Below are 12,889 nucleotides of genomic sequence, written 5' to 3'. Positions count from 1 at the left end.
TACAATCCGCGCTCGAGCGCTGGGAGGCGCGCGAGGATATCGTGGCCATCCTGATCGACGCCGACTCCGACCGGGCCTTCTGTGCCGGCGGCGATATCGTCAACCTGTATCGTTCGGCGATCGGCCAGGCGGACGCCGACTATCCCCGGCGTTTCTTCATCCACGAATACCGGCTTTGTCACGATCTGCATCGGCTGAACACGCCTTGCATCGCCTGGGGCCACGGCATCGTCATGGGCGGCGGCATGGGCGTGTTTTCCGGCGCATCGCACCGGGTGGTCACCGAGACCAGCCGGCTGGCCATGCCCGAGATCAAAATCGGCCTGTTCCCGGATTGCGCGGCGACTTGGTTCTTCAATCGAATGCCGCGTTATCTCGCCCGCTTCATCGCCCTGACCGGCGTGACTCTGAACGCCGACGACGCGCTGTTCTCCGGCCTGGCCGATTACGCGATCGAACACGCAGCCAAGCACGAGGTACTCGATGCCCTCGCCGCGGTGGAGGACTGGCGTAATCCGCAGGCGGCCGTGGCGGCCGTGCTCGGCGCGGCGGAAAACAGGCAACCGGCCGCGACCGCCGGCCATGCCCGCCTCGCCGCGCATCTGGATACCATCCGCGCGGCCACCGCCGGCGCGGATCTGGTCACCATTGTGCAGCGCCTATCGGCGCTAGCCGAGGCCGAAGACGGCTGGCTGGCGGAAGCCGGCGCCAATATCGCCGCCGGGTGCCCGGTGACCGCCCATCTGATCCACCGCCAACTCCAGACCGGCTGTCTATTGTCGCTACCCGACGTGGCGCGCACCGAATTGGCGATGGCCCTACAGTGCTGCGCGCGCCCCGATCTGCCCGAGGGCGTGCGCGCGCTGCTGATCGACAAGGACCAAAATCCGCAATGGCGCCACCAAAGCGTGGCCGATGTACCCGCCGATTACGTGGATGCGCATTTCGAAGACGCGTGGTCGGGGCCACACCCGCTCGCCGATCTGGCGCCGGTCACGTTTTGACGCGCTACGAAGAGCAGCTCAGCACCAGACCCCGCGCCCAGTCCGGCGGCAGCCGCGCATAATCGGCGTGCTCGGGCTGTTCGTCGAACGGCCGTCGCAAAATCGCGTGCAGGCGTTCGATTTCGCGGCAATCGCCCGCCTGGGCTTGTTCGATGGCCGCCTGCGCCAGATAGTTGCGCAGCACGTATTTCGGGTTGGTCAGGCGCATCCGCTGCGCGCGCTGCCCGTCGTCGGCCGCCGTATTACCCAAGCGCTTGCGCCAGTCGGCCAGCCAGGCGTGCGCCGCGTCGCGATCGACAAATTCATCCACGAACGGCGCGCCCGTCGCCCCGGGGTCGGCCGAGACATGGCCGAGGGCCCGAAACGTACGGGTGAAGTCGGCGCCGTTGGCGGCCATGCGCTTGAGCAGCCGCTCGACGAGATCGGCGTCGCCTTCGGCCGTGTCGAGCAGGCCGAGTTTCGCCCGCATGCGCGCCTGGTAGGCGCGATCGTAGCTGCCGCGATAGGCCTCGAGCAGATTTTGCCCGGCCTCGACCGCCGCCTCCGGCTGATCGGCGAGAAGCGGCAGGACCGCCTGGACGAAACGGCCGAGATTCCATAGCCCGACCGCCGGCTGCTGATTGTAGGCATAGCGGCCGGCATCGTCGGTATGGTTGCAAATCCAGCACGGGTTGAAACTGTCCATGAAGCCGAACGGGCCGTAGTCCAGCGTCAGGCCCAGCACCGACATGTTGTCGGTATTGAGCACGCCGTGACAGAAACCCACGGCCTGCCAGTCGGCCACCAGCTCGGCGGTCACCGCGATGACATGCGCCACCCAGGCGCGATAGCGCTCGCACGCGTCGCCGATCGCGGCGATATCGGGATGATGGGTTTCGATCACGTGATCGGCCAGCGGCGCGAGCCGGTCGAACTGCCGGTTGTAGAACAGCATTTCGAAGCTGCCGAAACGCACCAGCGAGGGCGCGACGCGGGTGCCAATCGCCGCGGTCTCGACCGTTTCGCGATAGACCGGTGCATCGCTGCCGACTATGGCCAGCGCCCGGGTCGTGGGGATACCGAGCCCGGCGAGCGCTTCGCTGCCCAGATATTCGCGCACGGTCGAGCGCAGCACGGCGCGGCCGTCCGCAAAGCGCGAATACGGGGTTTTGCCCGCGCCTTTGAGCTGGATGTCGTAGCTCTGGCCGCGCGCGTTGACGATATCGCCGAGCGTGATCGCCCGGCCGTCGCCGAGTTGACCGGCCCAGACGCCGAACTGGTGGCCGCCGTATCGATGCGCCACCGGCAGCGCGCCTTCGGGCACACGATTGCCGGACAGCACCTCGGCGTAGCCTTCACGCCGCGCGCGCTCGGCATCGATGTCGAGCAGCGCGGCCACGTCGTCGTTGAAAACGACCGGATAGGGCGCCTTAATGGCCGTGGGCTGCTGGCGCGTGTACCACGGCTCGCCCAACGCGGCGCCGCGATTACGCCAATCCAGCGCCCAGAGATCGGTTGTATCGGTGATCGTGCTCATATCCCGACGGTGGCGACGAGGCGGCGCACAGACAAGCGTTTTTGCCGCCGATCCGGCGGCGGCGCGCCGGGGTCATGATCCGTCGTCGTCGCCGCCCGGCCGGGTTTGGCAAAAGACCGCATCCGGATCGTCCGTGCCGTCGTGGATGCGCACCAGCTTCGCGTTCGGCTGGTTGCGACACTTCTCCTGTTGATTTTGCAGCCGCGCGGCCTGCGCCGCTTGACTGTGCTCGTAGGCCGCACGCGCATCGCGCAGATGCGCCAGATCTTGCGATAACGGCTGATTCGGACCGCGCGCACTCGGATTATAGGGCGCATCGGTCGCGTCGAACGCATCGACCGGATCGTCGTACGGCCCCGGATGACGCGGCGGCGGCGGATGATCCATGCAGGCGGCCAGCATCAGTACGATCGTGGCCGCGGCCAAGCCGCGAGCGGTGGTCGAGCAGCTGTTCATGGCAGTTTCCGCGCAGTTGGTTTTATCTTTAGTTTAGCGCAGCGCGCGCCGCCCGACACGGGTCGCCGCGTCGCCGGCCGACGACGACAGCACGGGCGCAAACGCGCTAGGATGCGCGTCTTTTCAACGCGGATCGAGCCATGCATACGCTACACGTCAGCCGTGATTTCGAGGCCGATGCGGCCACGATATTCGATGTCGTCGCCGATCACGCCGGCTACGCCAGTCTGCCCGGCGTACGCGAAGCCTGGCTGCGCACGCCCGGCGAGACCGAGCGCGGCGGGGTCGGCGCGGAACGCGTGATCGTGCTGCCGGCCATGCGTTTCGTCGAACGCATCACCGAATACAAGCCGGGCGAGACACTCGGCTATCGCATCATCAAGTGCCCGCTGCCGATCGAGCATATCGGCGCGCGGATTATGCTCCAGCCGCTGGGTACCGCCGCCAACCGCACCCGCGTGCACTGGACATCGCGCCTGCGCGGCACCACGCCGGTCGGCGCCGACCTGACCGCCGCCGTGTTCGCCGCCCAGATGCGTCTGGCCTATCGCGGCGCGCTGGCGGTGTGGGCGCGCCGGCTGGGCGGCTAGGACCTGTTGCCCTAGGAGGCGTCCGGACCGGCGCCGGCATTGCGCTCGCGTAGCGCATCGCGGATCTCGGTCAACAGCACCTCTTCGCGCGACGGCGCCGGCGGCAGACTCGGCGCTGCGGCCTCCTTGCGCTTGAGCTTGTTGAGCATCCGCACCACGACGAAGATCGCGAACGCGATGATCACGAAGTTGATCACCGTCTGGATAAAACTGCCATAGTTGATCGCGATGCCCGGCGTGTCGCCGCTCGCCTGCCGCAGGGTGAATTTCAGATTCGCGAAATTCACATTTCCGATCAGAAAGCCCAACGGCGGCGTGACGATATCGTTGACCAGCGAGGTCACGATCTTGCCGAACGCCGACCCCACGACCACGCCGATCGCGAGGTCGATCACGTTGCCCCGCACCGCGAAGCTCTTGAACTCGCCCCAAAAGCGCATGCCGACTGCCCCTACAGAAATGACCGCACCAGTGTAGCGCCGTCGCCGCCCGGGCCGCGCGTCAATTCCAGCCCACAGGCGAGTAGCCGCGATCGCGCAGACAGCGGTTGACGTAGGCACGGTAGGCCGGCGCCGGGCCGCTGTCGTGATGGAACAGGCCGCGCACCAGCCCGGCGGCGATGCCGCCCGCGGCGCCCGCCGCCGCGCCGCGCGCCGCATTGCCGTAGATAGCGCCGGCCACGGCGCCGCCGGCGCCGCCCACGGCTCCGTTCTCGACCGCGCGGCGCCCGATCCGCCCCTTGGAATAATCCAGCCCGGCCGCCTGGGCCAGATTCGTACAGGTGGCTATCGCCTGCTCGCCGCCCGGCGGCGTGCCGCCGCCGCGGGCATAAAGCACCGGCTTTTGGCTCGCACAGCCGGCCAGTCCGAGCGCGGCAACAACCAACATCGGCACTCGACGGTTCCACATGGCGACAATCTCCGCTGCCGAACGTCGCGGCGTCCGGCGCTTTTAGGCGTATTGCGTTTTCAGATACTCGGCGATGTCCATCGGCGTGAACAGCGCGCGCTGGGTGTTCGGATCGATCAGCGTGGGCACGGGCGGGCGATCGGCATCGATATGATCCGGCGCCGCGCGGCGAACCCAGCCCGGCGTCGCGTCGGCCTCGGCCCGCATATACGGACTGCGCAACACGAAGGGCAGTTCCAGCGCGCTCAACAGGCGACGGACCGCGCCGGCGTGCGCATCGTGTTCGCGGCTGAACAGTTCGAGCAGCCGCTCCGGTGGCAGACGCCCCTGTCGATCGGCGACCTGCATGCCGTGCAAGCCGCGAATGCGCGCGCCGGCGGCCACGCCGAGTTCGCCCGCCGCGGCCGACGCCTCGGCGCGTTCGCCGCGCCGATCGTCGTACCTATCTAGATAGGCGATGATATCGTCGGATTCGTAGAGCACGGTATCGCTGGCATCGTCGACCAGCAGCGGGAACTGCTGGCGTCCGCCCACCGACTCGGCCTGCGGCCGGAACCGCCGGCCGCCGCGCGGGCACGGAAAAATCACGGCATCGAGCACGCGCATCATCAACGCCTCGCGCACCTCGCTGCAAAACGGACAGCCTTCGTACTCGTACAGATACAGCATGATTTCGATCATACCGCAACGCGCCGCGTACGCACGGCGCCGGCGGCGGCTTGTCCGCCGAGCGCGGTATAGCCACAATCGCGGCGCCGTCGCCGGACATCGACCCTATATCGACCCTATATCGACCATGGACAAGCGCGATTTCGATTATGTTCTGCCCGAGGGCTCGATCGCCCAGACGCCGCTGGCCGAGCGCCGCGCCTCGCGCCTGCTCGTGCTCAAACGGGCCGGCGGACATCGCGATGATCGCCGGGTAGTGGATTTGCCCGAACTGCTCGGGCCGAACGATCTACTGGTATTCAACGATACCCGCGTGCTGGCGGCGCGTATGCCGGGCCGCAAAGCCAGCGGCGGCGCCGTCGAGGTCATGCTCGAGCGTATTCTCGACGGCGCGCGTCTGACGGCCAAGATCCGCGCCAACAAACCGCCGCGCGTCGGATCCGAGATTCGTATCGGCGATTTTCGGCTCACGGTCGCGGCCCGACACGGCGAGCTCTATACGCTGACGCTGGCCGATCAGGCCTCGGTACATGACCTGCTCGACGGCCATGGCCACGTGCCGCTGCCGCCCTATATCCGGCGCCCGGACGAAACCGCCGATCGCGAGCGCTATCAAACAATCTGGGCGCGGCACGATGGTGCGGTCGCCGCCCCCACCGCCGGCCTGCATTTCGATCGCGTGCTGCTCGCCGCACTCGCCGAGCGCGGCGTGAACTTCGGCTATGTGACCCTGCACGTCGGCTCGGGCACCTATCAGCGCCTGCGCGAGGGCGACGTGCGCGATCAGACGCTGCATGCCGAGCGCCTGCAGGTGGGTCGCCGACTATGCGATCAGGCGGCTGCGGCGCGGGCGGCCGGCGGACGCGTGATCGCGGTCGGCACCACCGCGGTGCGCAGCCTGGAGACCGCGGCCCGGGCCAACAATGACCGGCTCGCGCCGTATGCCGGCGAAACGCAGCTGTTTCTCAAGCCGGGCGATGCTTTTTACGCCGTGGACGCGATCTTCACCAACTTCCACGAGCCGCAATCGAGCCTGTTGATGCTGGTGTCCGCCTTCGCCGGGCGCGACAACATCCTGCGCGCGTACGCGCACGCGGTCGACGCCAACTATCGTTTTCTGAGCTACGGCGACGCGATGTTCATTGGTTAGCCGAAGTCTAAACCTTCGCGCCAAGCCCGACCCGGCGCACAAACGCCTCGATCAGGCTGTAGCAGCCGAACAATATGACGCCCAGGCCCAATGCCGCGAGCATGATTCGGCCATAGACATGTTGCTGGACCCAGCTCAGCAGACCTTCCATGCCCTTGGCGTCGCTGGGGTCGAGGGTGATCGCCGAATAGACCACGAATCCGCCGATCCCGATGAAAAGCAGCCCACGCGCGGTCAGCCCGATCCGGCTGACCGGGTCGATCCACCACATCGCGCCCGGCCAGGCGTCGAACCATTTGCGGAAGCTGCCTCGGGCGGCCTTGGCGATATGAGCGATGCCGACGCCGACGATGGCCGCACCAAGAACGGCCACCAGCTCACGCCCGTACGGCCATTGCAGTGTCGCGGCCACCGCATCCTGAACGGGTTGGCTCCGACCCTGGCCACTCGACCAGCTCATCGCCAATGCAAAACCCGCCCAGGCCAACGAGCCATAACTGAATGCACTGACCAGCAGGCCGCCGCGCACCGCCAGCGCGGCCGGCCCCCAACCATGCCGGTCGACGTCGAGCAGCGACTGCACCAACCGCCAGATGCCGTAGGCGGCCAGCCCGATCGCCAGGGCGAACAGGACGATCTGGCCGCCGGGCTCGCCCTGTAACGCGTTGAGGGTGCCGCGCACATCCTCGGCTTCGGATAGCTCCCAGGCCGCGCGCAGCACCAGAACGCCGAAGAACAGATAAACCAAGCCGCGCGCGCCGTAGCCGATACGAGCCAGCCAGCGCACGGTCAATCGCAGGGTGTGCATGGATCGGCTTTGCCCCCGAAGAATCGCCGTGATGGCCGGATACCGGCCCGTTAGCTGATCGTAACAGACCCCTGGCTTGTAGCTTGATCCGTATACTGATCGGGTGATGGGCCCAAGCGAGTTCCGGTGAACGATCCCCTGTCTTTCTGGTGGCTGACGCTGCTGCTCGTCGGCGCGCTGATCGTCGGCCGTGTGCTGGCCGGCTTGATTTGGCGCTTTCTGCGCTGGGTCACGCCCCAAACCGGCCGGATCGCCACTCGATCGGCGCAGCGCCTGCCCGGACGGCAACGGCTGGCAAACGCCGTCAGCGCGCGCTTTCCGCGCACCAGCGCCTGGGTCGCAGCTCGCTTCGCCATCGATCGCTTCACCGGCCTGCCGCTGACGCTCATGGTGCTGCTGGCCGGCTATCTGGTGTCGCTGGGCACCGATCTCGCCGAGGATGTGATCGAGGGCGATCAAATCGTGAAGATGGACCATCGGATCAACATCGCACTGGCGCCGTGGCGCAACGCCGATCTACTGCATGTTTTCGCCAAGATCACCCACTTGGCCGATATCATGACCCTGCTCGCGGTGGTGCTGGTCGCCACGGCGTTTCTATGGGCGCACCGCAGGTTTCGCTACATCCCGGGGCTAATGATGGCCGTGATCGGTTCCGAAGCGCTGACCTACACCGCCAAATACGCCGTCGATCGCGCCCGCCCGGATTTTCTGACCTTTGCCAGTGCGGCCACACCGTCTTTTCCCAGCGGTCATGCGACCGGCGCGCTGGCGATCTACGGTTTCATCGCCTACGCGATCGCGCGCGATCTGCGCAGCACCGCGGTACGCTTCGAGCTGGCCTACTGGAGCGTAGTACTGATCGTCCTGATCGCATTCAGCCGCCTGCTGTTATCGGTTCATTTCTTCAGCGACGTGATCGCCGGGCTGCTGGTCGGCGGCTTCTGGCTGCTGGCCGGTTTCGCGCTGACCGAATACCTCAACGAGCGTTCGGCGCGGCCCTAATACCAACCTGTAAAAACAAGGACACAAAAGGAAGACGAAAACAGTCCGCAAATGAACACGAAAAAATGCAAATGACAATGAATTTTCTTTATTTTGTGTGCATCGGCGTTTATTTATCGACCGCAAATCGGTTTCGGTTATAGCCGCCGATCATGGCTCAGCGTTTGCGCGTATTTTCGTCCGCGGCATCGACCATATCGCGTTCGAACAGCTCCTCCAGCTCGGCCGCCGACTCGCGGGCGAGCCGGGCCAGACGCTCCTGGTCGTCGGCCACCTTATAATGCTCGAGCAACCGCGCCTGGTCATGATTGCGAAAGGTCTTCTTGGCGTATTCGATTTCCTCGCGGCGGACGCCGAGCGCCCGCATGGTATCGCCGGCCAGGGCGATACTGGATAAAAACGTCTCGCGCTGAAGCACCGTGACCCCCATATCCATAAGCCGGTAGGCATGCCGGCGATCGCGGGCGCGGGCGACGATGGTCAGATGCGGAAAATGCGTCTGCACCACGTGCACGGTGCGCAGCGAGGTTTCCATATCGGCGATCGCCAACACGAACACCTTCGCCTCCTCGGCGCGCGCGGCGCGCAGCATTTCCAGCCGCGAGGCGTCGCCGTAGTAGACCTTGCCCCCGAACCGGCGCACGAAATCGACCTGGGCCGGGTTGGCTTCCAGCGCGGTGAAGCCGATGTGCTTGGCGCGCAGCATGCGCGCCACGATCCCGCCGACCCGCCCGAAGCCGGCGATGATCACCGGATGCTCGGACTCGACCGGCGCATCGTAGCTCGGGGCCTTGGTTTCGCCCGCCCACCAGCGGTTGGCCAGCGCCGTGCCCTGCACCGCGAACGGTGTCAGCACCATCGACAACGTGACCGTGGCCACCAGCAAATCGGCCTCGGTCTGCACGAACAGATGCTTGGCGACCGCGGTGGACAAGATCACGAAGGCGAATTCGCCGCCCTGGCCGATATAGGCCGCCACGTTCCGCGACGCCGTCCAACTCAACCCGTGCCGTCGGGCCAATCCGAACAAAATCAGCCCCTTGATCAAGAACAGACCAAGCGTCAGTTCGAGTAGATACAACGGGTGCGAGGCGAACAGGCCGAGGTTGATCGACATGCCCACCGCGATAAAAAACAGCCCCAGTAGCAGATCCTTGAACGGATCGACATTGGCCTCGAGCTCGTGACGATATTCGGAATCGGCCAACAGCATCCCGGCGACGAAGGCGCCGAGCGCCACCGAAATGCCGGCGGTTTCCATGACCGCCGCCGTGCCGACCACGATCAGCAGCGTCATGGCGATGAAGATTTCCTGCATGCGGGTCGCCGCCACGATCCGCAGCACCGGTTTCAAGACATAGTGCCCGCCGATCACCAGCCCGGCGATCACGGCCGCCGCCTTGGCGGTCTTTTCGAGCCCGCCGAGCAGCGTGATCTCGGCGTGCCCGACCGACAGCAACGGCAGCAGCGCCAGAATCGGAATCACCGCCAGATCCTGGAACAACAGGGTGGCAAAGGCTGCGCGGCCGTGGCGCGAGGTCATTTCGCCGCGCTCGCTGAGCATCTGGACCGCGAACGCCGTGGACGACAGCGCCAGCGAAAAACCGGCGACCGCGGCCGCGGCCGGCGGCAGCCGCATGACCCAGGTCGCGGCGATCGTCAGCGCCACGCCGGTCAGCAACACCTGTAGCCCGCCCAGGCCGACGATCGCCCGGCGCAGCGCCCAAAGACGCCGCGGCTGCATTTCCAGACCGATAATGAACAACAGGAAGACCACGCCGAATTCGGCCAGATGCAAGACCTCCTCGACCCGGCCGATCAAGCCGAACCCCCACGGCCCGATCACCATGCCGGCGAGCAGATACCCGAGCACCGAACCCAGGCGCAGCTTCTGGGCAATCGGCACCGCAACCACCGCGGCGGCAAGAAAAATCACGACTTCGACTAATGTGACGCTCAACCCGTATTCCCTGATACCCAATTCTTATGGGTGCCAGCTTAGAACGTGTGGCGGCTTGGTGCGAGGCCCGGCCAGCCCCGCACCGGCTGTCATTGAATGCTGTAGCCGCCGTCGATCACCAGATTGGCGCCGTTGATCATGGCCGCGGCATCGCTGGCCAAATATAGCGCACAGCCGGCGATCTCCTCCGGATAAACGAAGCGCCGCGCCGGGATCTTCTCCTTCATCCGCTCGCCCACCTCGCCGGCCCAAGCGCGGCGACCCAGCTCGGTCAGCGCGACGGTCGGCGAAATCGCATTGACACAAATATTGCGCGGCCCCCACTCGGAAGCCAGCACCTTGGTCAGGCCGACCACGCCGGCCTTGCTGGCGCAGTAGGCCAAATGCTTGTCCAGCGCGACCTCCGCGGCCTGCGAGGCCATGTTGACGATCCGCCCGCCGCCGGCTTCGAGCATGTGCCGGCCCACCGTCTGGCACATCAGGAACACGCCCTTGAGGTTCACGTCCAGCGTTAGATCCCAGTCGGCCTCGCTAAGTTCTTCCGCCCAATCGAGCGCAACCACACCGGCATTATTGACCAGCACATCGATGCGGCCCAATTCAGCGACCGCGCGATCGACCGCGGCCTGCACATCGGCACTGTCGGTCACGTCCGCCTGGATGCCGACCGCCGATTCGCCGCCGATCTCGCCGGCCGCGGTCACGACCTGTTCGCTGCGATCGACCAGCGCCACCCGGGCGCCTTTCTCGACATAGAGTTCCGCGATCGCCCGCCCGATACCGGCCGCGCCGCCGGTAATCAGCGCGCGCCGGCCGGTGAGCGAGAAATTTTTGTCATAGCCTTGATATTCCATGGGAATCACCGCGTAAGATAAGTTGCCGCACCCTCGAACAAGGCACGGTCGATCCCACACCGGATCGAGCCCGATGATCGAGCGAGCGCCGCGACGGGCGGCAACCGTGGCCGGTGTTCCGGCTGGGGAACAACGGCCACGGCGCCGCCAAGGCGTTTACTGTCGGCCGTAATGGCCCGAAGCGAGATTTTTCTTGATCAACTCCGGCAGGTTCTTCAAGAACTGTTGCCGATTTTCGTACATCTGCTTCAGGTATTTATCGGCGTTGTCCTCCGTCACAACCGGCATGTCGATCATGATCTTTTGAGGCACGGCTTCGCCGTGGACCGCGTTGACCGCGACCTGCAGCGCCATACCAAGCTGTAGCGGTGCATCCTGCAGATTGGTCATCAACTGGCGACCGGAGGCTACATTCTTGAGCCCCGCTTTAATGCCGTCCACGCCGACCACCGGTATATCGGTGATGCGCCGTTGGCGCATGGCGCGGATCGCGCCCACCGCCATATCATCGTTCTCCGAGATGATGCCGTCGATCTTGGTTCCGTAGCGTGATAGCCATGAGGCGGTGATGTTGTAGCCCTCCGCGCGCTTCCAGTTGCCCGGACGCTGGGCCAGCACCTTGATGTCCGGGTGCTTCTCGAGTACGTTTTCGATGCCCTGCGTACGATCGATGGTCGCCGATTGGCCGAGCGGGCCCTTGAGAATGACCACATTACCCTTGCCATCGAGCTTCTTCACCAGTGCCTTGGTTTCGTTCTCGCCGGCCAGCACGTCGTTCGGACCCACATAAGACGTTAAATACTGCGCGCCGGGCGGAAAAATCTTCACGTTGGTGCCGATCACCTCGATGCCTCGCGACTTGGCCTCCTTGATCTGCGGGCCAAGTGCCGAGGAATCGACCGGATCGATGATGATCGCATCGACGTTTTGCGCGATGAATTGCTTAACCTGGGCGACCTGACTCGCGACCGAGCCATTCGCACTGGCCCAGCGAAGATCGACGTTGTTGGCCTTGGCCACCGCTTCGACGCCTTCCTTGCCCGACGACACCCAGCCCGACATGGCATAGACGGTGAAACCGACGGTCACCGGCTCGTCCTGGGCCGCCTGCGTCGGCCCGGCCAGGGCCACGCAACCGAGCGCCAGCAGCGCGGCCGCGGCCCGCTTGATGAATGATGATTTCATGATCGTCCTCCTGTTTTCTCGCTTGCGATCACAGCCACGCCGGCTGTGGTTTGGTTGTAATTCGCTCCATCCCGGCGATCAGACCAGCTTGCGCCGGCTGGCGAGGGTATCCAGCAGGACCGCCAGGATGATGATGAAACCGCGGATGATGTGTTGGTAGAACGGCGAGACGTTAAGAATCGTCAGGCCGTTGTCGATGGTGCCGAGCAGGATCACGCCGAACAGCGCGCCGGCGATCGACCCGCGGCCGCCGGCCAGGCTGATGCCGCCGATGACGGGCGCGGCAATGGCGGTCAGCTCGTAACCGGAACCGGTCGAGGCGATGCCGGCGGTGATCTGGGCGGCCAGCAGCACGCCGGCCAGCCCGGACAATCCGCCCGAGATCACAAACGCCGAAATCAGCACGCGGCGAATCGGCAATCCGGCCACGAAGGCGGCCTGGATATTGCCGCCCACGGCATAGATATAACGGCCGAAGCGGGTCTTGGAGAGCACCAGCCACAGCAGTAGAAACACGATGAACATAATGTAGATCGGGATCGGAATCCCGAAATACGCGTTGATCGAGATATTGCGAAACGGCTCGTTGGCGATCGCGATCTGCCGGCCGGCGCTGAACACATAGCCGATCCCGAGCGCGATCGACAGCGTGCCGAGCGTGGCGACAAAGGATGGAATGTTGAACAACGCCACCGCGATGCCATTGAAGGCGCCAATGAGCATACCGGCGATCACACCGCCCGCGATCGCGATCAGGCACCAACCGACGCCGGCGTGGTCGTT

The 12,889-nt window shown here is 65.4% G+C and carries 14 protein-coding genes; 4 read left to right on the top strand and 10 right to left on the bottom strand.

The annotated features are described in order from the left end of the window. The coding region (locus tag VFJ08_RS03965; RefSeq protein WP_324995399.1) for an enoyl-CoA hydratase/isomerase family protein at positions 1–1,004 on the top strand (1,004 nt) is incomplete at its 5' end. Between the two features lie 4 nt (positions 1,005–1,008). Here the strand turns inward: VFJ08_RS03965 and VFJ08_RS03960 are convergent. Further along, a complete protein-coding gene (locus VFJ08_RS03960; RefSeq protein ID WP_324995396.1) occupies positions 1,009–2,520 on the bottom strand; it encodes a protein adenylyltransferase SelO in 1,512 nt (503 codons plus the stop codon). A gap of 72 nt (positions 2,521–2,592) precedes the next feature. Then, positions 2,593–2,976: a hypothetical protein gene (locus VFJ08_RS03955; RefSeq protein WP_324995394.1), complete on the bottom strand. Its 384-nt coding sequence runs from the start codon at positions 2,974–2,976 to the stop codon at positions 2,593–2,595. A 140-nt stretch (positions 2,977–3,116) separates the two neighbouring features. On the opposite strand from VFJ08_RS03955, the gene VFJ08_RS03950 reads away from it, so the two are divergent. Continuing rightward, positions 3,117–3,566 (top strand): SRPBCC family protein, encoded by a 450-nt coding sequence (locus tag VFJ08_RS03950; RefSeq protein WP_324995392.1) that lies wholly within the window; start codon positions 3,117–3,119, stop codon positions 3,564–3,566. An 11-nt stretch (positions 3,567–3,577) separates the two neighbouring features. On the opposite strand, the gene mscL is transcribed toward VFJ08_RS03950, so the two are convergent. The 3 genes from mscL to VFJ08_RS03935 all read right to left on the bottom strand — a co-directional run bounded on the left by mscL (position 3,578) and on the right by VFJ08_RS03935 (position 5,156). Beyond that, complete coding sequence (mscL, locus tag VFJ08_RS03945) at positions 3,578–4,006, bottom strand: large-conductance mechanosensitive channel protein MscL (protein WP_324995390.1); 429 nt, start codon at positions 4,004–4,006, stop codon at positions 3,578–3,580. 61 nt (positions 4,007–4,067) lie between these two features. Further along, a complete protein-coding gene (locus tag VFJ08_RS03940) occupies positions 4,068–4,475 on the bottom strand; it encodes a hypothetical protein (RefSeq protein ID WP_324995388.1) in 408 nt (135 codons plus the stop codon). Between the two features lie 42 nt (positions 4,476–4,517). Then, positions 4,518–5,156 carry a glutathione S-transferase N-terminal domain-containing protein gene (locus VFJ08_RS03935; protein ID WP_324995386.1) on the bottom strand — a complete coding sequence of 213 codons (639 nt, stop codon included), beginning with the start codon at positions 5,154–5,156 and terminating at the stop codon, positions 4,518–4,520. A 115-nt stretch (positions 5,157–5,271) separates the two neighbouring features. On the opposite strand from VFJ08_RS03935, the gene queA reads away from it, so the two are divergent. After that, positions 5,272–6,294, top strand: coding sequence for a tRNA preQ1(34) S-adenosylmethionine ribosyltransferase-isomerase QueA (gene queA, locus VFJ08_RS03930; protein WP_324995385.1), 1,023 nt, complete (start codon positions 5,272–5,274; stop codon positions 6,292–6,294). A 7-nt stretch (positions 6,295–6,301) separates the two neighbouring features. On the opposite strand, the gene VFJ08_RS03925 is transcribed toward queA, so the two are convergent. After that, positions 6,302–7,102: a DUF1206 domain-containing protein gene (locus VFJ08_RS03925; protein ID WP_324995383.1), complete on the bottom strand. Its 801-nt coding sequence runs from the start codon at positions 7,100–7,102 to the stop codon at positions 6,302–6,304. Positions 7,103–7,228: 126 nt separating this feature from the next. On the opposite strand from VFJ08_RS03925, the gene VFJ08_RS03920 reads away from it, so the two are divergent. Beyond that, positions 7,229–8,107, top strand: a complete 879-nt coding sequence (locus tag VFJ08_RS03920) for a phosphatase PAP2 family protein (protein WP_324995381.1) — start codon at positions 7,229–7,231, stop codon at positions 8,105–8,107. Between the two features lie 157 nt (positions 8,108–8,264). Here VFJ08_RS03920 and VFJ08_RS03915 read toward each other — a convergent pair whose 3' ends face one another. The 4 genes from VFJ08_RS03915 to VFJ08_RS03900 all read right to left on the bottom strand — a co-directional run. Then, entirely contained in the window at positions 8,265–10,067 is a 1,803-nt protein-coding gene (locus tag VFJ08_RS03915) for a monovalent cation:proton antiporter-2 (CPA2) family protein (protein ID WP_324995379.1), read from the bottom strand. A gap of 89 nt (positions 10,068–10,156) precedes the next feature. Beyond that, positions 10,157–10,927, bottom strand: coding sequence for an SDR family oxidoreductase (locus tag VFJ08_RS03910; protein WP_349256947.1), 771 nt, complete (start codon positions 10,925–10,927; stop codon positions 10,157–10,159). 150 nt (positions 10,928–11,077) lie between these two features. Next, the gene (locus VFJ08_RS03905) at positions 11,078–12,106 is read right to left on the bottom strand and encodes a substrate-binding domain-containing protein (protein ID WP_324995375.1); all 1,029 of its coding nucleotides are present in this window, start codon (positions 12,104–12,106) and stop codon (positions 11,078–11,080) included. Between the two features lie 78 nt (positions 12,107–12,184). Then, positions 12,185–12,889: ABC transporter permease (locus tag VFJ08_RS03900; protein WP_324995373.1), on the bottom strand; the 705-nt coding region annotated here is incomplete at its 5' end.

Source organism: Salinisphaera sp., from assembly GCF_035690525.1.
Taxonomy (GTDB): domain Bacteria; phylum Pseudomonadota; class Gammaproteobacteria; order Nevskiales; family Salinisphaeraceae; genus Salinisphaera.
The sequence above is the reverse complement of the archived record's forward strand: the minus strand, read 5'-3'. Positions and strand labels throughout refer to the sequence as shown.